This window comes from Streptomyces sp. NPDC059906, from assembly GCF_042730645.1.
GTDB lineage: Bacteria > Actinomycetota > Actinomycetes > Streptomycetales > Streptomycetaceae > Streptomyces > Streptomyces rubrogriseus.
In genome coordinates, this window is record NZ_JBHWKU010000036.1 from 18,725 (window position 1) to 43,975 (window position 25,251).

The 25,251-nt window shown below is 68.4% G+C and carries 18 protein-coding genes, 1 tRNA gene and 3 pseudogenes; 10 read left to right on the forward strand and 12 right to left on the reverse strand.

Annotated elements, in window-relative coordinates:
- The first annotated feature begins 24 nt into the window (after window positions 1-24).
- The 3 genes from ACFV9J_RS34785 (at window position 25) to ACFV9J_RS34795 (ending at window position 3,033) form a co-directional block, all read left to right on the forward strand.
- Window positions 25-1,740, forward strand: a complete 1,716-nt coding sequence (locus tag ACFV9J_RS34785; protein WP_385361339.1) for a thiamine pyrophosphate-dependent enzyme — start codon at window positions 25-27, stop codon at window positions 1,738-1,740.
- A gap of 18 nt (window positions 1,741-1,758) precedes the next feature.
- Window positions 1,759-2,838 carry an Ldh family oxidoreductase gene (locus ACFV9J_RS34790; protein WP_385361257.1) on the forward strand — a complete coding sequence of 360 codons (1,080 nt, stop codon included), beginning with the start codon at window positions 1,759-1,761 and terminating at the stop codon, window positions 2,836-2,838.
- A gap of 121 nt (window positions 2,839-2,959) precedes the next feature.
- A tRNA-Pro gene (locus ACFV9J_RS34795) sits at window positions 2,960-3,033 on the forward strand.
- 290 nt (window positions 3,034-3,323) lie between these two features.
- Here the strand turns inward: ACFV9J_RS34795 and ACFV9J_RS34800 are convergent.
- Window positions 3,324-3,767, reverse strand: a complete 444-nt coding sequence (locus tag ACFV9J_RS34800) for a GNAT family N-acetyltransferase (RefSeq protein ID WP_385361260.1) — start codon at window positions 3,765-3,767, stop codon at window positions 3,324-3,326.
- 131 nt (window positions 3,768-3,898) lie between these two features.
- Window positions 3,899-4,060 carry a hypothetical protein gene (locus tag ACFV9J_RS34805; protein ID WP_385361262.1) on the reverse strand — a complete coding sequence of 54 codons (162 nt, stop codon included), beginning with the start codon at window positions 4,058-4,060 and terminating at the stop codon, window positions 3,899-3,901.
- 77 nt (window positions 4,061-4,137) lie between these two features.
- Between ACFV9J_RS34805 and ACFV9J_RS34810 the strand changes: the two genes are divergently transcribed.
- Window positions 4,138-5,040, forward strand: coding sequence for a hypothetical protein (locus ACFV9J_RS34810; protein WP_385361265.1), 903 nt, complete (start codon window positions 4,138-4,140; stop codon window positions 5,038-5,040).
- A gap of 841 nt (window positions 5,041-5,881) precedes the next feature.
- Here the strand turns inward: ACFV9J_RS34810 and ACFV9J_RS34815 are convergent.
- The 3 genes from ACFV9J_RS34815 to ACFV9J_RS34825 are packed head-to-tail and all read right to left on the reverse strand — an operon-like array spanning window position 5,882 to window position 6,709.
- Window positions 5,882-6,211, reverse strand: a complete 330-nt coding sequence (locus tag ACFV9J_RS34815) for a hypothetical protein (protein ID WP_385361267.1) — start codon at window positions 6,209-6,211, stop codon at window positions 5,882-5,884.
- On the reverse strand, window positions 6,208-6,558 hold the full coding sequence (locus ACFV9J_RS34820) for a helix-turn-helix domain-containing protein (RefSeq protein ID WP_385361270.1): 351 nt from the start codon (window positions 6,556-6,558) through the stop codon (window positions 6,208-6,210). The genes ACFV9J_RS34815 and ACFV9J_RS34820 overlap by 4 nt, the downstream gene beginning before the upstream one ends.
- 16 nt (window positions 6,559-6,574) lie before the next feature.
- Window positions 6,575-6,709 carry a hypothetical protein gene (locus tag ACFV9J_RS34825; RefSeq protein ID WP_385361272.1) on the reverse strand — a complete coding sequence of 45 codons (135 nt, stop codon included), beginning with the start codon at window positions 6,707-6,709 and terminating at the stop codon, window positions 6,575-6,577.
- A gap of 117 nt (window positions 6,710-6,826) precedes the next feature.
- On the opposite strand from ACFV9J_RS34825, the pseudogene ACFV9J_RS34830 reads away from it, so the two are divergent.
- Both ACFV9J_RS34830 and ACFV9J_RS34835 read left to right on the forward strand, forming a co-directional pair.
- Window positions 6,827-7,333 (forward strand): annotated as a pseudogene (locus tag ACFV9J_RS34830) (NUDIX hydrolase); the annotation flags it as partial.
- A gap of 153 nt (window positions 7,334-7,486) precedes the next feature.
- Entirely contained in the window at window positions 7,487-7,891 is a 405-nt protein-coding gene (locus ACFV9J_RS34835; protein WP_385361341.1) for a hypothetical protein, read from the forward strand.
- A 17-nt stretch (window positions 7,892-7,908) separates the two neighbouring features.
- Here ACFV9J_RS34835 and ACFV9J_RS34840 read toward each other — a convergent pair whose 3' ends face one another.
- The 6 genes and pseudogenes from ACFV9J_RS34840 to ACFV9J_RS34865 form a co-directional block, all read right to left on the reverse strand.
- Complete coding sequence (locus ACFV9J_RS34840) at window positions 7,909-8,370, reverse strand: hypothetical protein (RefSeq protein ID WP_385361274.1); 462 nt, start codon at window positions 8,368-8,370, stop codon at window positions 7,909-7,911.
- On the reverse strand, window positions 8,367-10,571 hold the full coding sequence (locus ACFV9J_RS34845) for a site-specific integrase (RefSeq protein ID WP_385361276.1): 2,205 nt from the start codon (window positions 10,569-10,571) through the stop codon (window positions 8,367-8,369). Before ACFV9J_RS34845 ends, ACFV9J_RS34840 begins: the two co-directional genes overlap by 4 nt.
- Window positions 10,568-12,283, reverse strand: coding sequence for a hypothetical protein (locus tag ACFV9J_RS34850; RefSeq protein ID WP_385361278.1), 1,716 nt, complete (start codon window positions 12,281-12,283; stop codon window positions 10,568-10,570). Before ACFV9J_RS34850 ends, ACFV9J_RS34845 begins: the two co-directional genes overlap by 4 nt.
- Complete coding sequence (locus tag ACFV9J_RS34855; protein WP_385361280.1) at window positions 12,283-13,755, reverse strand: site-specific integrase; 1,473 nt, start codon at window positions 13,753-13,755, stop codon at window positions 12,283-12,285. The genes ACFV9J_RS34850 and ACFV9J_RS34855 overlap by 1 nt, the downstream gene beginning before the upstream one ends.
- A 90-nt stretch (window positions 13,756-13,845) precedes the next feature.
- Window positions 13,846-14,400, reverse strand: coding sequence for a tyrosine-type recombinase/integrase (locus ACFV9J_RS34860; protein ID WP_385361349.1), 555 nt, complete (start codon window positions 14,398-14,400; stop codon window positions 13,846-13,848).
- Window positions 14,401-14,515: 115 nt separating this feature from the next.
- Window positions 14,516-14,713 (reverse strand): annotated as a pseudogene (locus tag ACFV9J_RS34865) (phage integrase N-terminal SAM-like domain-containing protein); the annotation flags it as partial.
- Between the two features lie 691 nt (window positions 14,714-15,404).
- On the opposite strand from ACFV9J_RS34865, the gene ACFV9J_RS34870 reads away from it, so the two are divergent.
- Both ACFV9J_RS34870 and ACFV9J_RS34875 read left to right on the forward strand, forming a co-directional pair.
- A complete protein-coding gene (locus ACFV9J_RS34870; protein WP_385361344.1) occupies window positions 15,405-17,489 on the forward strand; it encodes a SpoIIE family protein phosphatase in 2,085 nt (694 codons plus the stop codon).
- A gap of 619 nt (window positions 17,490-18,108) precedes the next feature.
- Window positions 18,109-20,649, forward strand: a pseudogene (locus tag ACFV9J_RS34875) (ABC transporter).
- Here the strand turns inward: ACFV9J_RS34875 and ACFV9J_RS34880 are convergent.
- Entirely contained in the window at window positions 20,650-21,645 is a 996-nt protein-coding gene (locus ACFV9J_RS34880; protein WP_385361282.1) for a magnesium and cobalt transport protein CorA, read from the reverse strand.
- A gap of 260 nt (window positions 21,646-21,905) precedes the next feature.
- Between ACFV9J_RS34880 and ACFV9J_RS34885 the strand changes: the two genes are divergently transcribed.
- Together ACFV9J_RS34885 and ACFV9J_RS34890 are read left to right on the forward strand one after the other, a co-directional pair.
- Window positions 21,906-22,796: a cation diffusion facilitator family transporter gene (locus ACFV9J_RS34885; protein WP_385361285.1), complete on the forward strand. Its 891-nt coding sequence runs from the start codon at window positions 21,906-21,908 to the stop codon at window positions 22,794-22,796.
- Window positions 22,797-22,906: 110 nt separating this feature from the next.
- Window positions 22,907-25,219 (forward strand): FdhF/YdeP family oxidoreductase, encoded by a 2,313-nt coding sequence (locus tag ACFV9J_RS34890; RefSeq protein ID WP_385361287.1) that lies wholly within the window; start codon window positions 22,907-22,909, stop codon window positions 25,217-25,219.
- The last annotated feature ends 32 nt before the right edge of the window (window positions 25,220-25,251 follow it).

Consider the following 25,251-nt stretch of genomic DNA (forward strand, 5'->3'; position numbering starts at 1 on the left):
TTTTTTACCTCCACGTTCGACCCGGTGATCCGGCACTCCACTACCCGGCGGGGCGCCGCGGGGGGTGCCGCCGTGGTCCCCCCCCTCCCCGCCGTCGGCGCCGACCACGTCTTCTGCTCCTCGGGGTCCGAATGGGCCCCGGTGTGGGAGTCGCTGGCCCGGCGCCACCGCGACGGGGAGCCGGCACCGCACTACCTGGACCTCACCCACGAGACGGTGGCGGTCGGCATGGCCACCGGCTACGGACTGCTCCGGCGCCGCCCCCAGGCCGTGCTGCTGCACGCCGCGCCCGGCCTGCTCCAGGGCTCCATGGCCGTGCACGGAGCGCTCCTGGCGGGCGTACCGATGCTGGTCGCCTCCTCCGAGTCGACCACGTACGGCGACGGCCCCGGTCAGGACCCGGGCGGCCAGTGGTACCGCAACCTGTCCATCGTGGGCGGGCCGCACCAGGTGGCCCAGCCGTTCACCAAGTGGGCCAACGAGGCCGCCGACATCAGCACCCTGCCCACGATGGTCACGCGGGCCGCGGAACTCGCCTGGCGGGCCCCGGCGGGCCCCGCCTACCTGAACATCCCGCTGGAGATCCTGCTGGAGGAGTGGGACGGCCGCGAGGCCAAGCCCGTCGTGGCGCCGGGCTCCACGCACTCCTCGCCCGAGGAGGTCGACCCGGTCGCGCAGCTGATCCGCGAGGCGCAGAACCCGGTGATCGTCACCGAGACGGCCGGGCGCGAGGCGGGCGGCTTCGAGGCCCTGGTCGCCTTCGCCGAGGCCTGGGACATCCCGGTCGTCGAGCCCGACTCGGCGGTGTGCGGCAACTTCCCGCGCACCCACCCGCTGCACGCCGGCAGCGACATCGGACCGTGGATGGAGGAGGCCGACCTGATCCTCCTGGTCAACTGCCGCGCCCCGTTCTACCCGCCGAGCCGGAAGCCGTCGAAGGCGAAGATCGTCGTCATCGACCAGGTGCCGCAGCGCCCGCACATCGTCTACCAGGTCCTCTTCGCGGACGCCTACCTGGAGGGCAACGTCACCAACACCCTGCGCCAACTGGCCAAGCGGGCGCGGGACCTGGACCCGGCCGCGGTGGCCGTACGGCGCGCGGCGCAGGAGGAGCGCCACGCCGCCGAGCAGGCCGCCGTCGCCGCCGCGGAGGCGAAGGCGGGGCAGTCCGGGGGAGTCGACCCGGTCCTGGTCGCCGCCACCCTGCGCGGACTGCTGGCCGACCGGGACGGCATCGTCGTCGACGAGACCATCACCCACAGCCGCGTCGTCAAGCGCCACCTGCGAACCGCCGACCCCGACGCCTACTTCTACGTCCAGGGCGGCCTCGGCCAGGGCATCGCCGTCGCCCTCGGCGTCAAACTCGCCGCAGGACGGCAGCGCCCGGTCGTCCTGACCGTCGGAGACGGCGCCTTCACCTACAACCCGGTGATCCCGTCGTACGACGCGGCGAAGGCGTACGACCTGCCGGTGCTGATCGTCGTCTTCAACAACCGTGTCTACAAGTCGATGAACCTCAACCACCGCCGCTTCTACCCCGAGGGGGCGGCGGCCGAGACCGGGGAGTGGCTCGGCACCGACCTGCACCGGCTGCCCCGCCTCGCGGCCTTCGCCGAACCGTTCGGCATGCACACCGAGACCGTCGACACCGCCGACGCCCTCGCGCCCGCCCTGGAGCGCGCGTTGAAGGCCGTGTCGGACGGCACCACCGCCGTCGTCGACGTCCTCGTCACCCGCTGACCCAGGAGAGCCCGCCCCATGACCGACACACCCACCCCCGCCCCCGGGCCGGGGAAGGTCCGCGTCCCCGCCGACGACCTCGGCGCCTTCGCCGCCGCCCTGCTGGAGAAGGGCGGCCTGAGCGCCCGGCACGCCCGCACCACCGCCGACGTCTTCGTCTGGGCGGCCCGCCGGGGCGTCGACTCCCACGGCCTCGCCCGGGTCCCCGCCTACCTGGACCTGCTCGCCAAGGGCGTCGCCAACAGCGACCCCGGCCTCCGGGTCGAGTCGACCACCCCGGCCGCCGCGGTGATCGACGCCGACCGCGCCCCCGGCCCGGTCGCCCTCGTGGCCGCCGCCGACGAGGCGGTCGAACGGGCCCGTACCTTCGGCGTCGCCTCCGTCGGCGTGCGCCGCACCGTGCACACCGGCGCCATCGGCTACTACGTCTCCCGCATCGCCGAACAGGGCCTGGTCGGCCTCGGCTTCGTCGCCGGAATGCCCAACATGGGCTACACCGGCGTCAAGGGCGCCGCCGTCGCCACCAGCCCGCTCGCCATCGCCGTACCCGCGGCCGACCGGGCCCCGTTGCTGCTGGACATGGCCACCGCCACCATCGCCCTCGGCAGGATCCGCCAGGCGAAGGCGAACGGCACCCCGCTGCCGGAGAACGCTGCCGCCACCGCTGACGGCACCCCCACCACCGACCCCTCGCTCGCCGTCCTGCCGCTCCCGCTCGGCGGCGCCAAGGGCTCCGGCATGTCCCTCGCCTTCGAGCTGCTGACCAGCGTCCTCGTCGGCGCGCCGATCCTCTCGTCCTTCCACTCGGACGACCCGGCCGGCCGCGAGCACCGCCAGAACGCCCTGCTGATCGCCCTCGCCCCGGCCGCCTTCGGCGGAAACGCCGCGGACTTCACGGCCGCCGTGGACGAGACCCTCGGCACCCTGAAGGGCCTGCCGGCCGCGGACGGCGCCGACGGCGTGTACTACCCCGGCGAACGCAGCGCCGCCCTCGCCCTGGAACGCGCCGCCGACGGGGTACCGGTGGCACCGAAGGTGTGGCGCGCCCTGACCGAGCGGGCGGCGGCGTCCGGGATCACGCCGCCCGGGACCGTGTAGCGCGCCCCCCCCCGGACGTCGTCGGCCGCCCCGGAGGGGAGGGGCCGGCCGGCGACTCCGCCCCGCCGCGCGCATGGGGTAGGCTTGACCAGCGCGATCACGACGAATCCGGATCGCGCACCGGGACGTGGCGCAGCTTGGTAGCGCACTTGACTGGGGGTCAAGGGGTCGCAGGTTCAAATCCTGTCGTCCCGACTGGAGACAGTCACATGTCAGGGCCGGTTTCGGAGATATCCGAAACCGGCCCTTGATCATTCTTGGGGACCAGTTGGGGACCGGCGTCCTTGACCGGGGTCAGCGGGTCATGACGATCGGGCTCGGCAGGGAGCGCGGTGCGCGGAGCACGCTGAGGTGGGCGGAGAGCGCTGCTCCGGCGGCCGTGATTTGGGTACGTCCGGGTGTAATGGTGGAGTCGGGTATGGGCACTCTCCGAATGCCCCGCTGCCGGGACTCCGTGTGGGCCCCCGGCATGCTGCGGACCTGTTTCAGGTCAGGTCGGTGCGAGGGTCGATAGCCCAGTGGTTGGTGTGCAGGACTCGACCGGCGAAGGACACGTCTTGCTTGCCCAGGAATCGGAAGCCGAGGGTGCGACAGATGCCGTTGGACGCAGCGTTGGTTGTTGCGGGGCATGCGTGTATCAGCCCCCACCGGCCGTCGTCGCGGGCCAGCTCAAGCAGCGTGCGGACGCCCTGCTTCCCGAGTCCCCGTCCCTGGTACTCCGGCAGCACCATCCAGCCGATTTCGGAGACGCGCTCGCCGTCTGCGTCATGGGCCCACAAGGTCACGGTTCCCGCGACCACGTCCAGCTCGGCCTCATCGGGCACGATCATCTTTGTCCAGTCGGTGTCCGCTGCCACCCGTTGAACATCACGTTGGACCTTCGCCGCCATGCCCTCGCGAGGCAGCGGCCCACCCAGCTCGGCCATCATGACCGGGTCGCATCGCATCCGGACGTAGGCGCGTCGCCGTACTCAACATCACGTAGCAGCATCTGTGTTGCTGCCTTGCCTTTGGACTCAGACGTCATGGTGGCGGCGGCTGACCTCGGCCGCATGGGCGCCTAGTCCCCGGCGGCGGCTCGCTGCCATTTGACGGCGACGGTGATGTCGATGCCGAGGGTGCGGGCGAGGACGGCGGCGGGCAGCTCGGTGGCGAGCTGGAAGAGCGCGGTCGAGCGGGCTTCCCCGAGCCGGATGCCAAGTTTGCGGAGTCGTTCGCCCATGGCCCAGGCACTGATCGGACGGCCGGGCTGGCCGCCGGGGAAGCGAGCCAGGGTGACTCTGTTCGGGCGAGGACGGCATGGCTGCGGCGAACCGCGACCTGCTGTCGGGCCAGATCAGCGACGGGTGCGGGAAGCTCGACCGGAACGGCGCCGAGGCGGATGCGCACGGCTCCGTCCGTCTCCTCGATGTGGTCGACGGTGAGCCGGGACATCGCCGCGGGCCACTGGGCATAGAGGAGCAACAGCAGTCCTGCCAGGCGGTCTTCGGGCTTGAGAGTGCCGTTGTGCAGCAGGCGGCGGGCGGTGTCCCAGCGGGCTTCGTCGTCCATCGCCTGGGAGGGGCCGTTCCATCGCTCGGCGGGGAAGCTGAGATCGCGGGCGATCTCCGGGGCCAGGGCCCAGCGCACGAAGTGGCCTGCCTCCCGGCGATGGCGGACGTCGTCGCTGGTCATCCAGCGTTCAAGGTCGGCCTGGCGGCAGGTGGTCAGGGTCAAATTCTGTTCCTCGAGCCAGTCCAGGAGATGGACGGCCGCCCGCAGATGCTGGCGGGCGACCGTGAGCTGGTAGTGCGTGATCTCCTTGCCGCGGCTGCGCTGGCGGAGCCGGCGCAGGAGATGCCATGCTGCGTACCGGTGCAGGACTTTCCGGCCCTCGGCCGTCGCGTGGGAGGTGACGAGGTCCTGCACGTGCCGTTCGAGACGGACCATCTGCTCGTCCCGCTGGGGCAGGACTTCGGTGGCGACGAGGACGCTGCGGATGTGCTCGACGACCTTGCCTTCGGGGAGCTCGTCCAGGGCCTCATGGGCGAGAGGCCGCCGGCCGGAGCCGAGATCGGACAGGACGGTGGAGACGATGCCCTTGGAGCCAGCGCATCGCGGTGTCGGCCCGCTCGGTGTCGGCCAGGGTGTCGTGAAGGGACTGCAGTTTCGGGTTTATCGAGCCGGTGTCATCGGCGAGGAGTTCGTGGAGCCGCTGCTTGAGGGTGCAGCGCGGGCACGGTCCCGTGCGTGCAGCCGTTCGGCTTGTCCGCAAGTGGGACAGGGGCGCCAGAGCTCGGCCTCTGGCGTGGTGCAGGGGCCGCAGACGGGGCGTCGGCGTGCCGGAGTGGATGCCGCGCCTTCGTCCGCAAACGGTGCAGTGAGCTTGGCGCCTGTCACAGCCGCCGCAGCGAGGCAGGCCGGTGAGCTTCGAGAGCATGCAGGGTGCGGTGCGACCGCAGATCGAACAGAGCAAGATGGGCAGGGGATGGCAGTTCGGGCAGATCGGCCCGTCCGCGGTGCGGTTGCTGACCATGCGTGACTCGCCGCAGACGATGCACGTCTCCGGGTTGGCCCGGTCCTTGACCAGGCGGCTCGGACACGGTGGTCGCCCGGCGGCGTCGCGGGTGGCCGGTTCGCGCCGGGCGCCGCAGCGTACGCATTCTTCGATGCGGACCACTCGGTGGCAGCGAGGGCAGGCGGGCCGGATGATCCCGGCGAGCTCGGCCTCGTGCAGCAGGTCGATGAACCGCAGGATGGCTCGGTGTGGCGCCAGGTGTCCCTCCCCGGTCAGCAGGCGAGGGTTGTCCTCCAGGGCCCAGACCACTCTCTGGCGATAGTGCGGACGGTGGGGTGCCGACCGGCGGAGGGCCTCGGCGACCGCGTCACGGTCGGCGCCAGGGGCGATCGCGGTGATCAGTTCGTGGACGACCGCGGCAGGATCACGGTCGTCGTTGTTGGGACACATCTTGCAGCGGGGCAGGCCCTTGCGGTCCCGGAAGCCGACGCGTCGAACGTTGCCGCAGGCGGTGCACTCGGCTCTCTCCTGCCCGCAGACTCCGCATTACCAGTCCTGGCCCTTGCGCTGGACGCTTCGCAGCTGCTTGCCGCACTCGGCGCAGACCGGTGCCGCGATCGCTGAGGCGCCGGCCTTGGGGAGCTCGATGGGCAGATCACCGATCGCCCGGGGTGCCGGGGACCGGCCGTCGGTCAGGAGCGCGGGTCGCATCGCCAGGGCCTTGGCCGGGCTCCGTGACTTCGCGCGGCCGCCCGCGACCGCGGTGCCCACGGCCCGGATCCTCTCGGCGCCGAGTTCCTTCTCGGCATCGGTGACGAGGTCTGTGATCAGACCGATCGGGTCCACGACGGCGCGATCCAGGTCAGCCGTGGTCAAGACCGATCATCCCCTCTGATGCGAGCACGCTTGGGACGCAGTCCGCCGAGCCCCTCCGACTCGGGCGCCGAGCCGCCAGCGGCTGCGTTCTTCGGCTTCTTCACGACCCCGGCCGCCGCGATGGGCTCGATGAGGTCGCCCATGGTGCAGTCGAGGATGTCGAGCAGGGCCATGAGGATCTTCAGGCTCAGCCGCTCCGGTCGCTCGACGACGAGCCGGTAGACCTGGCTCGTGGACAGCGTGATGCCGCGTTCGGCGAGCGGAGGGAGGAGGTCGGTGGTGGAGAACATCCCGCGGTCTGCCATGACCTTGCGCAGGTGCCAGTGGTAGTCGAGCTTGGCGGCCAACGCCGGATCCCTCCTGTCAGGCCCCGGCGAACGCCGGGGCCAGTGCCTTGTGCAGGGAAGTGTTCATGAAGTCGTCGCTGACGTGCGTGTAGATGCCCAGGGAGCTGTCGCACTCGTCGCCGACCTGCTGCTGGATGAAGCGCCGGTCCACCCCGTCCTCGGTCAGGTGCGTGACATACCTGTGCCTTGTGTTAGCAGAGGCCGTGTGCGGATGACTCCGTGTGGCGATTGGCCAGGTCCGATCGCAGAGGCGGCTTGCGCGACGCAGATGGTCGGCTGTGTTGTATTCCGCAGGACCTCCCGTGATGCAGGTCACTCTCTTTCGTGTTCCTGGGGCCTCGCTGTCAGTGGGGACTGGGATCGTGCCTCCGTGAGCGAATTGGTGGAGCATGTAGATGAGCAGGACCGCGTGTTGGGAGTCGTCGAACGAGGCGAGGCGGAGCGTCAGGACTGGCCGCATCGCATTGCGACGACGATCTGCCGTGATCGGGAAGGGCGGATCTTGGTTCTGCGACGGTCCGAGACGCATTCCCGGTTCCCTGGCTACTACGACGTGATGGTCGGTGGCGCCGTGAACGTGGGTGAGTCGTATGAGGAAGCCGCGGCCCGGGAACTGTCCGAAGAGCTGGGCGTTCGTGTGCCCGTGCGCTTCATGTTCAAGTTCCTTTGCCGGGAGGGGATCAGCCCCGTGTGGTTTGGGGTGCATGAGGCTGTCGTGACTGAACCCCTGATCCCGGACCCAGGCGAGATCGCCTGGCAGGGCTGGCTGACAGAGGCCGAATTGCGCGAGGTCGTCGATCGACGGCTCTTCGTTCCGGGAGGGCGGAAAGCTCTGTGCCGATACCTGCAGTCCGAGTCCGGGCCGGCAGCTGAAGAGGCGTCTCCCCGGCGATCCGCCGATGTCAGTGGCGACTGCGATGCTGTCGGCATGATCCCTTGGAACCTCCTGGTCATCGACAAGGCTCTGCGGGCCAGTTGGGCCGCTGACACCTGTTCCCCGGACGACCTCGCCCGCGCCGGCTGGCAGCCCGACAACCCGGCATGGGGTCACTGTGACATCACCGCTTTGATAGTGAACGACATCTTCGGTGGCGACCTCATGGTCGGGGAGGTCCACTGCGGCGGGGAACAGCACGGATTTCACTGGTGGAATCGGTTGCCCAGCGGTGTGGACCTCGACCTGACGCACGAGCAGTTCCGGGATGGCCAGACCGTCACCGCAGCCCGGGTCGTCAAACGTCCACCTGGGCCTCTTCCTCGGCGCTGGGAGGAGTATCTCCTTCTGCGCGAGCGCGTTATCGAGCATCTCGGTCACCTCCCCGAGCCTGCCTGACCCGCGGAGATCGTGCTTCAACTGCACGTCCCGATCACGGTGGTTCGTGGTGCGGGAACGCGGCTGACCCGGCTGGCCCCGGCGGCGGCATCACGGAGCCGAACGATCTCCTCGTGCTGTGCGGCGAGCCGGGCCAGGGCCTGGGTGCGGAAGTCCGCGAGCTCGTCGATCGTCTGTTCCGACTTGGCCAGTCGCTCCCTGAGCTTGGCATTCTCCGCCTTGAGGCGTGTGATCTGGGCTTCGCGGGGGTCGGGGATCTCGCCGGCCTGCTGCAGCGCTTGGACCCGTCGTTCGAACTCGACGCGGAGGTGAGCGTAGGGGCGGGTGCCGTAGAACGCGGTGCGGTCGACCGCGGCTTCGGCGGCGAGGGTCTTGATGTCGCACTTTCCGCCGGGCGGGATCTCGCCTCGGAGGAGCCGGTCCATGGCGGCCCGGATGCGGTTCTCGTTCTCGGCCCGCTGGGCTGCGGAGATTCTCATGCGGACTCCTCGTCCATGGTGGTGCTGGCGGCGTCGATCTCGGCGACGACGCGGAGGGCCCTGTCGTAGTCGGCCTGGAGCCGGGTGCGTTCGGTCTTGCGTGTGGTGCCGAGCTGGCCGAGGAAGGTCTCGGTGCGTTCGGCGTGCTCGGCCCAGACGGGCCGGTGGCAGGGGTGATGGGTGGCCTGCGGACAGCGGGCGGAGTCACACATCCCGACCAGCGGACGGTCGGCCGTCGGGGTGTCGGCCAGCTTGAGGCAGAGTGCCCGGGACGGGTCGGTGAACCAGCAGTAGTTCGCCGGTCCGAGGTGCAGAACGTTGGCGCGTTTGGTCAGGAGGTTGAGGACGTCTCGGTCGTTGCGCTGGGTTTTCGGGGCCGTGGCCGAGGCGGCATCGAGCTGGGCGTCGATGCCGGCGAAGAACTCGGTGAGGCTGCGGGCGCCGGGACCGGCGGGCAGAACGCCGTCCTGGTAGTTTCGGAACTCCTCCAGTGCCAGCTGGAGATTGCGCTCGCTCTCGTGCTTGTTGACCTCAGCCAACAGCTCGGCCTGGGCCCCGCCAGGGCGCGAGGCATAGCCCTCCGTTGTGGCCACGGCGATATGTTTCATGTGGATCTTGGCAGCCAGGACGCCGCCGGGCCGGTAGGCCATTTCCAGGGACAAAGTACGCCGCAGCATCCGCAAGTTGACTGGTCCCTTGGGGATCATCGCCAGGCCAAGTCGTCGGCCGACTTCGGAGTTGGTCCAGTTCTTGAACCACTTGAAGCGGACGTTGAAGGAGAACCTGCCGATCAGCAGGGCTCCTTCTGCCGGGGCGTCGTGCAGTTGCTCGAGGAGCTCGATCGCGCGATAGACTGGCTCGATGACGACCCACTCGTCGCCGGTGCCGCCCAGCGGCTGCCCTTTGACGATCTTGCTGGCGATCCGGTAGCGGGACAGGCCCGGGACGGACTCTTCGGGCGGTTGCCGGCAGCCGATGCGCAATTCCATCAGCTCACTCGCGCGCATGCCTGAGATGGCGGCAGCGGTGATGATCGCGGCGGTGCGGACGATGCCGACCAGGGCGACGGCCTGGAGTCGGGACAGCGGCAGGGTCCAGGGCAGTGACGCTTTTCCATCGGCCGCGGGAACCAGGTCGGCTTCGCGGCCGAACGGTCTCTCGACACCGACCTGGGCCAGGGCGTCTTCCAGCGCCGGCCGCATGGTTGGCAGCCATGGATGGCAGAACTGGCTCAGCCCGGCCCGGCGGGCGAGGGTGCCCATGGCCACCGGGAGAAGAGGATCGTCCTCGACCCAGCCCTGTTCGAGGCGCTTCGAGATGTAATGGTCCTCCAGCATGGGCAGGGCTGTGCACGTTCGCGTGTACTCGGCGAGGATTTCGCTGAGTTCCCGGACCGGGACGCGGTTCTTGGGGCCGACGCGCTTGAGTCCTTGGGCCCGCCGTACCGAGTGAAGGTCGGATTCGCGGATCTTGTGTGCCAGGTCGACGGCGTGCGGGCCCAGTGTGGACACCAAGTAGAGGGCGGCCGCGAGCATCGGCTGCATGATCTCGTCCGCGACGGGTTGGGTCTTGTTCTCCTCTCGGCCGCAAGGCATCTCCGCGACGGCGGAGGCGGTAGCACCGCCCCAGGGCCGCAGCTCGGCGGAAACCCGGTCGGCGGTGAACAGATCGCGGTAGTTCACCAGGTCGACGACGACCTGAGCGGCCGATCTCCTGGTCGCGTGGCTATTCTCGCCGACCACGGCTCCGTCCTCGTCGAGCACATAGCGGCGGTGAGCCAGATATGCCTCGCAATCCCGGGTGGTGATCTGCTGCAGGCTGCTGGTCGCCTGGTCACTCAGCCAGCTGAAGAAGCGGACAAGTTCGTCGAGGCGACCGCGGCAGCTGGTGACGTGGAGTGGGTTGCGGAAGGCGCGGGGCAATGGGGCGATCGTCTGGTGGCGGGGTGCGAGCATCGCCAGGACCAGTTCCTTGGCCACCAGTCGCCAACGCGAGTCCTTGATCAGGGTGAAGTCGAAGCGCCTCAGCGAGGGGCTCAGCTGGGTCGGCAGTCCGATGACGTGGGTGAAGTCCCAGATGTCGTCCTCGAACACAGGGCGATCGGCGTTGACCGGAAGGGTCAGGCCGGCTTCGTCGCAGACATCGGCGCCGGCAAAGACGGCAGAGCGTCCATCGAATGCGGGTGCGAGAGCGGTGTTCATGCGGTCATCTCCTCGGGTGGCAGGGGAAGTTCGTCGTCCCGGTCGGTGACGTGGGCGGCGGCCGCGGTGACCACGGCCGGATCGAAGCGGTCCAGGACCTGCTGGATGCGGGCGGCGTAGGGGCCGAAGACCGCCATGAAGTGGGCGGCGGGCATCTGCTGCCACTGCCGGGAGAAGAACGCCTTCAGCCGCAGCAGGTTGACCGCGTGCCGTGGTGCGAACACCGCCAGGGGACACAACAGGCAGACCCAGGGGCGGGCCGGACAGGGCTTGCCCTTCGGGCCGTGAAGTCCGGACAGCTGATCGCCGCATGCGGCGGTGAACACATCCCGCTGTCCGCCCACGAGTTCGGCGATCACCTCGTCGTCGAGGGCAAGGTCCGCCACGAGCTGCGGATATCCCTCGGCCAGGGCGGCGGCCTCTTCCTCGCTGATCACCGTCGGCGGATGCGACCTGCGCAGCAGGTCATGCTGGGCGTCTTCGATCACGGCCTCGACCGCCCGTTGCTGGGCGGGGGTCGTGGCCGTCAGATAGTGGTCGCCTTCGACGGCGGGGGTGTGGTTCGGGTCGATGGTGGCCCGGCCGCTGCCGGTCCACGTGCTCTTATCCCGCATCGCCTCGTGCGTGGTGCGGATCCGGGACCGATGGATCTTCAAGGGCTGCCCGTCGTCTCCGACCAGCTGGTGCCGCTGGACCCACCGCTGGATGGCGACGCGGTCGAACTGCCTCACCCGGCGGTCACCGCCGGCCCGGCTCAGCCCCAACCACAGTTTGCGGCCCTCGTCCGGCGGAACGAAGCTCCGCAGCAGCGTGGAGTGGGCCAGCCACTGCTCCAGCAGGCGCACGGCCCTGCGCGGCAGATTCAGGCTCTCGGCGGCGGTGCGGCCCTTGACGTAGGAGAGCAGGATCGTGGAGTCCCCGGCCCAGTCGACGTCCTGCGTGACCAGGTCCTCGATGCCGTCGGGGACGATGCCGGAGTAGATGCCGAACAGCAGCCGGTAGGCGATGAGCACTTCCAGGTGCGGGAACAGGGCCTGCGTCGCGTCGTGGAAGCCGCCGCGTCGGTGAACGAGAGCGGCCGAGATGCCGACGTTGCGGCCGAACGTGGAGATGTTCACCGGCTCGATGGTGGCCAGCAGCCAGCGAAGATTTCGGGGAGTCCATCCGCCCTCGGCGGGGTGCTGGCCGTGAGCGACAGAGGTCAGGGCCTGCCGGTGGGCCGCGTACGACTCCTCGACGAGTCGTCGGCAGAGGTCTCCCAGCCGCTGCCACTCGGTCTCGGAGTAGGGAGGCAGGGTGTGGTGGTTCGGCTGAACGTTGAAGTTCCGTCCAGCCGCGAGCTCCAGCACACCGTCCGTCAGCGAGCCGCCGGCCTGACCGAACGCCTCGATCATCGCGCGGGTGCATGCCTCCCGGCCGCCCGAGCATCCCATCAAATACTCGGCCAGCCTGCCCCGTCTGAGCTGGTCGAGGCCGCCGGTGAAGCCCTGCGCGGCCAGTGTCCGCACCATGCCCCGGATCGCCTGGGCGTAGTGGTTGACCGTGCCCGCGGAATCCGCAGTGCCGTGCGGGTGGATCAGGTCCACCAGGCCGGTGGCCAACTGCCGGGCCAGCAACGGGTTCGGCAGGCCGTCCAGCGAAAACGCCGCACGGCTTCCGTCGCTGAACACGCGGGTGATTCCCAGGGGCTGGTCGATCAGCATGGTCGGCATCAAGCAGCCCCGTCCTCGATGTCGTCGTCGAACTCGGCGGCGGCTTCCCGATCGGCGCTCGCGTCGTCGGTCAGTCCGGCTGCGGCACCGGCACCCTCGTATGCCTCCCGGAAGATGCGCGTTGTGTCCAAGCGCCGGAGGTATTTTTCCGTGGTGAGGACAGTGGAATGTCCTAGAAGATCACGAAGAACCAGCAGCGGGTCGGCCTTGCTGAGGTAGAAGACCAGGGCGGCGTCGGCATCGGTGTCCCGCACGAGCTTCGCGGCCTGCCGGTAGTGCCCGGTGACCAGGTATTTCAAGGTCCTCATCGAGAAGGTGTGACGGCATCGGTGGGGCCAGACGTGCGGGAACCGGGGCTCGAAGCGGGCCCGGATCCGGTCCGAGGTCCGCTCGAAGACCGTGGCCCAGGCGGTGAACGGTCCTCCACCGTTCTTCACCGCGAGCAGGCACGAACCGCCTTCCGGGGCGACCAAGCGACGCCGCTCGGCTGGCGTCAGCGACTCCCAGGGCCGCCGGACTCCGTTGATCAGTCCTCCCCGGGCGTCCGGCTCGCTCACCATCAGCGGTTCGCCCCACCGCCGTGGCGGCCGCCAGAGTGAGCCGTCCGTCGTGGCGGCCCGGTCCAGCTCGAGATAGTCGTGCAGCCCGGCCAGGGCCTCGTAAGAGGTCCACGTGGTGCGGAACTTCTTGCCCTTGGTGATCCCCGCTGGCACCGGGAACGGGATGGGAACTGCGGTCGGCTCCGGCGGCAGGGCAGGGATCTCCCAGGGAAGCAGGTAGGTGAATTCCTGCAGCCGCATTCCGGTGGCCAGCGCGTGATCCCCGACAGCCGCGTTGCGGGTCAGCTCCCGCCCGTGGAAGCCGGTGTCCTGCGAGCCGTCCGGTGCCAGTCCGCGCAGTCCGTTGCGGAACAGCTCGGTGAAGTCCGGCTCCAGGTACTTGATCGTCACGTGCGGCTTCGGGGTGCGGCGGACCGCCAGGTTCACCTTCACTTCCCGGCCGGTCCCGGCGAACAGGGCTCGCGCGGCGCGGTAGGTGAACGGCTCGGCCTTCGCGTACTCCTCGTGCATCGCCCACCGGTAGAACAGCGACAGGACGCTCATGTGCTGGCCCCACGTCGTCGCCGCGAACGGGGCCCTCAATGGACCCGCCGCTCGATGCTCGGCGTACCGGCTCAGGCCAGCCTTCAACCGTACCCGCGAGTCGAACAGACCCACCCCATGCTCGGCCAGGAACTCCATCCACTCCTTGACCACCCGCGCGTAGTTCTCCCACGAGCTCGGAGCCGGCGCCCCACTGGCCGGGAGCTCACGCAACCACCGGTTCACCACCACCGTCGGACGCGGCGCGGCCGGACCGTCCTCGAAGCACAGGTCGTCGTCGACGAGCACGGGCATCCCCTCGGGGATCAGCGGCCGATGCTCGACGTCCCAGGACTCCCAGCCCCGGGACGAGAAGAAGCTCAGGATCATGGGCGCTGACAGTAGAAACACCACACGGCTCAGCGCAAAGCCCAAACCCCCAGGCCATCCGCCCAGTTGGAGCCAATCGCCACACGGAAACTAAGCGGAGACAAAATGCCGAAGACTGCGCGGGGTCAGCTCTTTCGTCAGCCCGACAGCGTCCCGGTATCCCTCGAACCGGTCGTTGATCGAGCCGGGCTGCCGGCGGCCCCCGCGCTCGGTGATCCACAGAGTAGGGTGATCGGGGAACCCGAAGCGAGGGCGGACGTTCTCGACGTAGTCGGCGACCGCCTCGACGGCCCAGTCCATCACCGACAGCACGTTCCGCCGGCGCGGCGGCTGGCCCTTCTTCGCCTTGCCGTAGCGGACGTTGAGCGTGCCGTACCGGCCGAACTGGCGGGCCTGCGGGTTACGTCCGAAGTCGACCACATCGAGCTTGGACGTCTCGGTCCGCCGAAGTCCCCACCCGTAGATCACCTTGAACAGGGTGGCGTCGCGGTAGGCCGCGAGCACTCCCTTGCGTTTCGCCCGTACCGCTCGTTCGACCTGGTCGTCGACGTAATCGAGGAAACACTGCAGCTCTTCTCGCGTGAAGGGCCTGGCCTCGGGGTCTCCCTCGTAATCCTGCAGGTGAGGGGAGGGTATTCCGCTCATGGCAGATCGCCACCGGGAAGGTGTCGAAGGCTTCCTCGCAGGCCGGGACCCAGCCGTATCGGGCGTCGATGAGGAGCTCGGTGAACAGCCGGACGATGCCCTGGTAGCTGCGGACCGTGGACGGTGCCAAGTGTCTCTCGCTCGTCAACGACGCCGACCACTCGTCCAGGTGAGCGGGCGTGCATCGCCACGGGTACTCGTTCGTGAAGTCCAGAAACCGGCGGATCAGCCGTTCCCACGAGTCGATCGTGCCGTCCTTCAGCCCCCGCGACTTCTGCTGAGCACGCCAGCCGCGCAGCATCGCCTCGAACATCGCGTCCTCGGGACGCAGCTGGACCACCCCGGAGGCGAGCTCCAGATGAGCCGACCCGGCCAGGGCCACCTTGCGCTGATGCACCACTCCAGACCATCCCTTCTGGAGGGCAGATCATGCATCAGAAGGGATCAACTCGGCAGCATACCACCTGTCGACAAGGCACAACTTGATTGCAGGTGGCCTGGTCGATGCGGGAAGTGGAACGAGTTCGTAGGGTCTATGAAGCTGTTGGGCCGAGTTCAGGGGACGCCACGGGCGGCGCTACGTCCACCACAGCCCCTCGTTCTGTCCGCGGGGGACCCCCGCCCGCGATCTGGCGGGGGCGGGGAAGTTGGTCCCTGACCTGCGTGTGGTGATCAGCACCAGGAGGCACTGTGCCCACGTGTTCGCCGTGGTGGCGCTGTCCTCGCAGGACTGCGACGACACACCATGCTGGGGATCGTTCGGTGGGTGCTCGGTTCGCCGAGGCGTCGCGGCGGCAGGTTGATAGTGCCTACCAGCCAGTGCCTCCTGCCCCTGTGACGCCCCCCGGGCCGCAGTCGCAGGACCACGGTTCGAAAAAGCGGCTCCGGCGCATTGTGGCTGTGGGTTCGCTTCCGCTGTTGTTGGCCCTAGGTAAGGAGCAGGATGGAGGGGCGAGCCGTTGATGCGGCGGGTGCGGCCGTGGCAGCAGGAAGGGGGCATGACGATGAGTGCGCTCGACTCCGAGGCGAGCTGGGAACCTGGACCGGAGACCTCCCGGTCCTGGTCGTCGTCGGCGGGGGGACTGCTCGATCTGCTTGGTGTGTCGGCCGTCGTGGTGGACGGCCGGGGGCGGATCGTGTTCTGGAGCCCGCAGGCCAGTGACGTGTTCGGATATTCATCCGAGGAGGCGCTGGGACGCTACGCCGCCCGGCTTCTGTTGCACGAGGAGCACCGCGGCCTCGCGATGAAGCTGTTCGCCAAGGTATTGAGTACGGGGGAGAACTGGGCGGGTGCCTTCCCCGTCAAGCGGAAGGACGGCAGTACGCGGCTGGTGGAGTTCCGCAACGTGCGGTTGGAGAACGACCGGGGCGAGGTGTACGCCCTGGGCATCGCCGCGGACCAGGCGGTGCTGGAGCGCGCGGAGACCAGGCTCGCGTTGTCCGAGCAGCTCGTGTCGCAGACACCGGTCGGTATCGCACTGCTGGACACGGATCTGCGATACCTCCTGGTCAACCCCGCCCTGGAACGCATCAACGGCGTGCCAGCGGCCGACCACCTCGGTCGGCAGCCGCACGAGGTTCACCGCTCCTCGGAGATCGGCGTCGTCGAGGCGATGATGCGGGAGGTGCTGCTCACGGGCATGCCCATGGTCGACCAGTACATCGTCGGCCGCACCGACGGGGACCCGGATCATGATCACGCCTGGTCGGTGTCGTACTACCGACTCGAAGGACCCGGAGGACGGGTGATCGGCGTGGCGAACTCGGTCATCGACGTCACTGAGCGTCACCGTGTGGCGGCCGAGGCGGACCGGGCCCGCCGCAGGCTGACGTTGATCGCCGACGCTTCGGCCCGGGTCGGCACCACGCTCGGGGTGGAGCAGACCGCGCGGGAACTGGCCCACACCGCCGTGCCGGAACTGGCGGACGTCGCCGCGGTCGACGTCCTCGACAGTGTTCTCTCCTTCCGCCGGAGCAACGGTCACCGCGACGGTCCCGAGCTCTTCCGCGCGCTCGCCGTCGCGACCGCCCACCCGAGCGAGGTCGCCGCCGCGGCGGACCCGGTAGGAGACGTCGCCTCGTACGGCGCAGACCGGTTGATCACGCAGTGCGTGCACACCGGCCGACCCGTCCTGGTGCCCCGCACCGGTCCCAACGACCTGCCGCGCATCGCACGGGACCAGGAGGCCGCGACCGCGCTCGCACGCGCCGGTGTCCACTCCTACCTCGCGGTGCCCCTGATCGCTCACAACGAGATTCTCGGGGCCCTCGACCTGATACGCGCCCAGAACCCGCTTCCCTTCGACGAGGACGACCTCGTCCTCGCCCGGGAACTGGCGGCGAGAGCCGCCATCGCCATCGACAACGCCCGCTGGTACCAGAGCGTGCGCAACTCCGCCGAAAGCCTCCAGCGCAGCCTGCTGCCCAGCCACCCGTCCCGGCTCCCCGGGCTCGAAGTCGCCTCGCTCTACCAGCCGGCGCAGGCATCCAGCGAGGTCGGCGGTGACTGGTACGACGTCGTCCCCCTGTCCGGCGACAGGGCCGCGCTGGTGGTCGGCGACGTGATGGGCAACGGCATCGACGCGGCCGCGACGATGGGACGCCTGCGCACGGCCACCTGCGCCTACGCGGACCTCGACCTCGAACCGGACGAGGTGCTCCGGCACCTCGACAGACTCACCTGCGGGCTCGAGCACTACATCGCCACGTGCCTCTACGCCGTGTACGACCCGCACCGGCACACGTGCCGTATCGCCAACGCCGGACACCTTCCCCCCGTCCTCGTACGCCCGGGACGGCGTCCCGAACTCCTGTCCCTGCGGGCCGGAGCGCCCCTGGGCGTCGGCGGAGTGCCGTTCGAGACCGTGACCATCGGCCTGAACCCCGCGGACAGGCTCGTCCTGTACACCGACGGCTTGGTGGAGACACGTGATCACGCCATCGACGAGCGGCTGGACGCCCTGGTCGACGCCCTGGACGGGCAACCCCAGTCGCTCGAGGACACCTGCCGGAACCTCCTGCGCTCCCTGCGCCACCCCGACGACCACGACGACGTCGCGGTCCTGATCACGGAAGCCCACAGCGTCTAGGGGTATGACAGAGCTCAGTCAGGCAACCGACACGGGGTGCCCGGGCTTCGTATGCGGCGTCAGCAGCAACGCATTGGCGCCGACAGGGTCACGAGTCGGCATGCGGCAGTATCGAAGTGACGAGTTCCACCGTTGGAGCGGCTGTGAGTGTTGCGAATGACGAGACGACCGACACTATCTCAATCTTTGCCGCAACTGCTGCTCAGAACGGGGACCGGAGCGGTGGGATCGGAACCGTCGGCCAACTGGCTGGGTGGCGCACGGTAATACTGTCCGTGGCGGTGCTGACCATCCTGGCTGCACTCGTGGGAACGTGTATCTGAGTCACGAGCCGGAGTGCTTGCGGCAATGCGCCGGACGGTGTATCGAGCGACAGTACGAAACCACAGAACGGCAGCGCATCTTGGTTCTCCGCCGCGCCGCCCGCGTTACTCCAGTGGGACACAGCCAGCACCAAACTGCGGCCGCCTCGCCAGAAGCTGTGGGGACCGCGACGGAGCAGTATGCGCTGCTGCTGGATCAAGGGCCCGCGCGGCGGGGTTGTGAGTGTCACCCGATCGCCACAGATGCGAGCGGGTGCCGGGTTGCGAGGTTACGTTGCAGACATGGCACCGGACAGATCAAGGTACGGGGCGCCGACGAGCACAATCTGCGACACGTCGATGTGGACGTACCCCGCAATCTCGTGGTGGCGTTCACCGGAGTGTCCGGCTCTGGCAAGTCGTCACTCGCCTTCGCCACCATCTACGCCGAGGCCCAGCAGCGCTACCTCGAATCCGTCGCGCCGTACGCCCGCAGACTGATCGACCAGGGCTCGGTGCCGAGAGTCGGCACGATCACGGGACTGCCGCCGGCCGTCGCGCTGCGTCAGCAGCACAGCGGCGGCAGCACGCGTTCGACGGTGGGAACGGTGAGCCGCGTCTCGAAGGTCCTGCGCATGCTGTACTCCCGCGCCGGCACCTACCCGGCGGGCCGGTCGCCCGAGGACCTGGCCGGGACATTCCCGAGGGACGCGGCACCGCTGGACTCGGACAGCTTCTCGCCGAACACGGCGGCGGACGCATGCCAGACGTGTTCCGGACTGGGGCGCCTGCACAGCGTCGACGAGGACAAGCTCGTCGGTGACGAGTCCCTGAGCATTCGGCAAGGTGCTATCGCCGCGTGGTCGGGCGCCTGGCAGGGCAAGAACTACCGCGACATCCTCGGCGAGCTGGGCGTGGACATCGACGCCCCTTCCGAACACTGCCGGCAGCTCGCCGCGAGTGGCTGCTGACGACCGACGAGCAGCCCACGGTCACGGTGCACCCCGTTCGCGACGCGCACCGCGTCGCACGCTCCTACCAGGGCACCTACATGAGCCCCCGCAGACGGGTACTGCACACCTTCGCCACATCCAAGGCGGCGCACCTGCGGGCGAAGACCGCGTCCTTCATGACCGAGGAGGTCTGCCCCACCTGCCACGGCAAGCGGCTCAACCCCGAGGCTCTGGCGGTGACGATCGCCGGAGAGGACATCTCGGTCGCCACGTCCATGCCCCTCGCTCAGCTCTCGGCCTTCCTGGAGACCACGCGCGACCACCCCGACACTCTCGCCCTGCCCGCCGAGCGCAGACAGGCCGCCCACGCCTTGGTCTCCGGACTTCAGGACCAGGTGGGCACGCTCATGGGCCTCGGTCTGGGCTACCTCGCGACCGGACGTGCGACGTCGACCCTCTCCAGCGGTGAACTGCAGCGGCTGCACCTGGCCACCCAGCTCCGCAGCGGCCTGTTCGGGGTTGTACGTCCTGGACGAGCCCTCGGCCGGCCTGCACGCCGCCGACACCGAGTTGCTTCTGAAAGCCCTGCGACGACTCAGGGGAGCCGGGAACAGCGTCTTCGTGGTCGAACACCACGCCCAGGTAGTCGCATCGGCCGACTGGATCGTCGACATGGGGCCGGGTGCCGGCCGCCACGGCGGCCAGGTTCTCTACAACGGGCCCACCGCAGCCCTGCACCGGTCACCGGCTTCGGTGACCGCCCGGTACCTCACGCCGGACGCGCCTGCCGTGCCCGGACCTCAGGAGCCGCGGCCGCCGCAAGGATGGTTGCGGCTGCGCGGTGTCACCGGCCACAACCTCCAGAACGTGGCCGCGAGGTTCCCGCTCGGCACGCTGACCGCGGTCACCGGTGTCTCTGGTTCCGGGAAGTCGACCCTCGTGCGGCGTGCCCTCGCGGAGACGGTCCGCGAGCACCTGCGCGGCGACGAGACCGACGACGACCCCTTCGGCTCCGCGCCGGAGAGCGCTGACGGGACCGAGGCCGGGGCGCCGCTCTGGGAGATGGGCGAGGACCGTGTGAAGGCGGAGTCGAGCATCGGGCTCGATCCTGTCGGCCGGCTGGTGGTGGTGGACCAGAAGCCCATCGGACGCGCCCCGCGTTCGAGCCTCGCCACGTACACCGGGCTGTTCGACAGTGTCCGCAAGCTGTTCGCTGCCCAGCCGACCGCACGGGAACTCGGCTACACCGCGAGCCGGTTCTCGTTCACCGAGGCCCAGCGCCGCTGTCCGCACTGCCTGGGCGACGGTGTCGTCAGCATCGAACTCCTTTTCATGCCGACGGAGACCGCCCCCTGCCCGGTCTGCGAGGGCGCCCGCTACAACCCCGGCACCCTCATGGTGCGCTATCGCGACATGACCATCGCCGACGTGCTGGCGTTGAGTGTGGAGGAAGCCCACGACTTCCTTCGGGACGTACAACCCGCCGCGCGCATCCTCGCCCTGCTCTCCGATATCGGCCTGGACTACCTCACACTGGGGCAGAGCGCCACGACGCTGTCCGGAGGGGAAGCCCAGCGCATCAAATTAGTGAGCGAACTGCACCGCGCGCCGCACGGCCACACGCTGTACCTCCTCGACGAACCTACTGGTGGGCTGCACCCCGCCGGCATCGATCGCCTGGTCGGGCAGTTGCAACGGTTGGTGGACGCCGGGAACACGGTTGTCGTGGTGGAGCACGACCTGCGTACCATCGCTGCTGCGGACTGGGTCGTGGACCTGGGGCCCGGAGCCGATGATGCCGGTGGCCGCATCGTCGCCGAAGGCCGACCTGCCGACCTTGCCCGCGACGGGAGAACTCCGACTGCCGGTCGTCACCTCGCTCGCCACCTGTCAGAATTCAAGTGATCAGATCCATTCCTTTTGCTTGAACAGGCGGTAGAGAAGTGCCACCAGGACGAGCATGACGGCAACGGCGACCGGATAGGACTGAATCCAGTGAAGTTCGGGCATGTGCTCGAAATTCATGCCGTAGACGCCCGCGATCATGGTGGGTACGGCGGCCATGGCGGCCCAGGCGGAAATCTTCCGCATGTCGTTGTTCTGCCGGACGCCCATCTGAGCCAGATGGGCGGACAGGATGTCCGACACCAGTCGGTCCAGGGCGTCCACGGACTCGTTCACGCGCGTGAGGTGGCTGTTTACATTCCGGAAGAACGGGCGGCCCGCGTCCTGGACCAGAGGGATCTTCGTGCCGAGCGGTCCGGCGCCGGAAAGCTCAGTAAGTGCTTGAGTCAACGGACTGGTGGCCCGCTGAAACTCCACAATCTGTCGTTTGAAAATGTAAATGTGTGATGCGGTCTCTGTAGGGTTCCTTTTTGTTGACGAAAAAACCTTCGATTCCAATTCTTCCAAGTCGACCAGCAGTTCTGTTGCCACATCCAAGTAATGATCGACCACGGTGTCGGCGATTGCGTACAGCACCGCCACGGGTCCCTTCGCGAGCATGTCCTGATCGCCCTCGAGGCGTTTTCGCGCGTCGTCCAGTTGTGATCCCTCTCCGTGTCGAACAGTCAGGACGAAGTGTTCGCCGAGAAAGATCATGATTTCGCCGCTGGATACAGTGCCGGTTTCTTTGTCGTACATCACGGGCCTGAGTACGAGAAAGAGCGACGCACCGAAGGTTTCCAGCTTGGGCCGTTGGTGTGCTTTGACGGCATCCTCGACGGCCAGTCGATGGAGCCCGAACGTCTCCATGACCTGATCGATTTCCTGGCGAGTGGGCTTGTGTAGTTCCACCCAGACGAACCCTCCCTGTGTGCGTGCGGAGTTGAAGGATTCCGGGAGTCCCGTGCGGCCGTGCACTCTGCGGCCGTCGCGGTAGATGGCGCAATCAGTGATCATTGCTACTCCTTCCCCGGGCGCCGCCCGCGCGGGACCCGCTGCAGGGCCCCTGCGGAGCTCGCTTTGGTCATCGAACCGTCGGTCGGTCCCACGCGCATGTTGGTCGCGCGCCGAAGGCAGACGAGGTGGCTTAACGTAGTCGTATGAGTTCAAAGAGTGATAGTGGGAAGGGGGGAGGCGGACCGACTCGTCCGCTGCTTGATCCTCGGGTCGGTTCCTCTCGGGGGCCCGGGGCCGGCGGGTCCGCCTTCACTGTGATCGTGGCAGCGGCCGCCAACTTCGGGGTGGCCCTGGCGAAGGCGGTTGCGGGTGTCCTCAGCGGTTCCAGTGCCATGCTGTCGGAGGCGGGGCATTCCGTCGCGGACACCGTCACCGAGCTGCTCCTGCTGGTCGCTCTCAAGCGCAGCAAGAAGCCCGCGGATGCCGAGCACCCTCTCGGATACGGTCCCGAACGCTATATCTGGGCACTGCTCGCGTCCGTCGCGACGTTCGTGGGCGGTGGGGTGTTCGCCGTGTACGACGGCATTCGGGCTCTGCTGCACGGAGGGGAGCCCGGCGACCCACTGATCTCGTACATCGTGCTGGCGGTCGCCTTCGTCCTCGAGGGCCTCTCCCTGCGTACCGGCATCAAGCAGGCCACCGGAAGGGCACGGCATTTCAGCGTCCCCATGCTGCGCTACCTCCGACACACTCCGGACACGGCCGTCAAGGCGGTTGTCATGGAGGACACGGCGGCCCTCGCGGGCCTGGTGCTGGCCGCGCTCGGACTGCTGGGCGGGCAGCTCACCGGATCGAACGTGTGGGACGGGATCGCGTCCATCCTCATCGGCCTTCTCCTTGTCGTCGTCGCCTGGGTTCTCGGCCGGTCCAACACCGAACTCCTCGTCGGTCGCGCCCTTCCCGCATCGCTGCGGGACGCCGTGGAACGGGAGCTGACAGCGGTCGAACACGTCCAGGAAGTCCTGGAGCTGACGACCCTGGTGCAGGGGCCTGGAGAAATCCTCATCGCCGCCAAGGTCGACTTCCGGGACGCTGTCACGTCGGAGCAGATCGAAAGGTCCTGCGAGGAGGCCGAGTCCCGCCTCCGGGCACTGGTCCCGGCCGTCAAACGCGTCTATCTGGATCCCACCCCGCCCCGGCGCGCCGACTGACCCGGGCCGGAGAACGCTGTTGAGGGGCGAACACCGATTCGCGGGCATACGCTGACAGTCAGCGATCACTGTCGACGTGTGCCCGGATCCGGATGACGGAAGTGATGAGAATGTCGGACGAGTCCCGCAGTGAGCCGGAACAGCGCGAGCCGCGCATGGGGCCGGTCCCCGGAGGGGAGGCGCAGGTCCGTCCCTACCGCCACCCCGCCGCGGGGTGGGGCGCGGCCAAGAGCGTGGGCCAGGTGCTGCTGAGTGAGAACGAGCTCGTGGACGGGCCGCGGGCGATCATGCGGATGAACCACGAGAACGGCGGTTTTGACTGCCCGGGGTGTGCGTGGCCGGACTCGCTCAAGGGCCTGCACCTGGACATCTGCGAGAACGGGATCAAGCACGTCACGTGGGAGATGACCCGCAAACGGGTCGGACGGGAGTTCTTCGCCGCCCATTCGGTGACCGAACTGCTCGGGTGGAGGGACTTCGAGCTGGAGGACCAGGGCCGGCTGACGGAACCCATGGTGTACGACGCCGAGTCGGATCACTACGTGCCCATCACCTGGCGAGAGGCGTTCGAGACCGTTGGTCGTGCCCTGCGCAACCTACCGAGTCCTGATCAGGCCTCGTTCTACACATCGGGCCGACTCGGCAACGAAGCAACCTTCCTGTACCAGCTGATGGCCCGCGAACTGGGCACGAACAACCTGCCGGACTGCTCCAACATGTGTCACGAGGCCAGTGGCCGCGCCCTGGACGCGTCTCTGGGGACAGGGAAGGGCACCGCGGACCTCAAGGACTGGGAGACGACCGACGCGCTGTTCATCCTGGGAGTCAATGCTGCCTCGAACGCACCCAGGATGCTCACCACACTCGCCGAGGCCCATCGCCGCGGTGCCCAGATCGTCCACGTCAACCCGCTGGTCGAGGCGGCCGCCACGCGGACCATCGTCCCGCACGAGTTCCTTGACATGGCGACGTTCCGTGCCACGCTGACCAGCACGCTGAACCTGCAGCCCCGCGTCGGCGGGGACATGGCGCTGCTGCGCGGCATCGCCAAAACCATTCTGGAACAGGCCGCCACCGATCCCAAAGCGGTCGACCAGGAGTTCATCGACCGCTACACGACGGGCATCGACGCCTACCGCGCCGTATGCGAGGCCACGTCCTGGGAGGAGATCGAACGCCAGTCGGGACTCACCCGCGAGGAGGTCCTGAAGGCAGCCCGTGTCTACCGGGATGCCGACCGCAGCATCTTCAGCTGGTGCCTGGGCATCAGCCAGCACGAGCACGGCGTCGACATCGTGCGAGAGATCGTCAACGTGCTGCTGCTGCGCGGCAACCTGGGGCGCGAAGGCGCAGGTCCCTCCCCGGTTCGTGGTCACAGCAACGTGCAGGGCAACCGGACCTGCGGTATCGATCACCGCCCGACCGCGCAGTTCCTCGACCGCCTCGCCGAAGTCTGCGAGATCAGTCCGCCGCGAGCGCACGGACTGGACACCGTCGGCACCCTCAAGGCGATGCACCGCGGCGACGTGAAAGTGTTCGTGGGCATGGGCGGCAACTTCGCCATGGCAGCACCCGACACCCAGTACGCGCACGAAGGACTGCGTTCCTGCGAACTCACCGTGCAGGTCAGCACCAAACTGAACCGAAGCCACCTCGTCCACGGCCGCCAGGCGCTCATCCTGCCGTGTCTGGGACGAACGGAGAAGGACCACCAGCGCAAGGGCCTCCAAAGCACCTCCGTGGAGGACTCGATGAGCATGGTCCACCTGTCCGTCGGCATGAAACGCCCCGGCTCTCCCCATCTGCTCTCCGAACCCGCCATCATCGCCGGCATGGCACGTGCCGCCCTGCCCAACAGCACCACCCCCTGGGAGTGGTACATCGAGGACTACGACCGCATCCGTGACACCATGGCGCAAGTCCTCGACGGCTTCGAGGACTTCAACCGCCGGGTGCGTCTGCCACTCGGCTTCCGCATCAAGCAGCCGGCTCGCGAACTGGTCTTCCACACACCCTCCGGCCGCGCGGAGTTCTCCAGCGCGCCCCTGCCGGACGTCGTCCCGGCCGCCGGCACCCTTTCTCTGGGCACCATGCGCTCCCACGACCAGTGGAACACCACCATCTACTCCGACAACGACCGCTACCGCGGCGTCAGGAACCTCCGCACCCTCGTCTTCATGAACGCCGACGACATGCGCGAGCGCGGCCTGACCGAATTCGACCCGGTCAACATCACCAGCCTGGCCCGAGACGGCAGTACCCGCTCCCTCGACGGCTTCCTCGCCGTCCCCTACGACATCCCCCGCGGATGCGCAGCCGGATATATGCCCGAAATGAACGTACTCTGCGCCATCAGCGACTACAGCACACAGAGCGACCAACCCATCATGAAGCACGTCAAGGTGACCATCACGGCCGCGTGACGGCCGGCGCTCAGCGATCGGCAGGAGGGAGA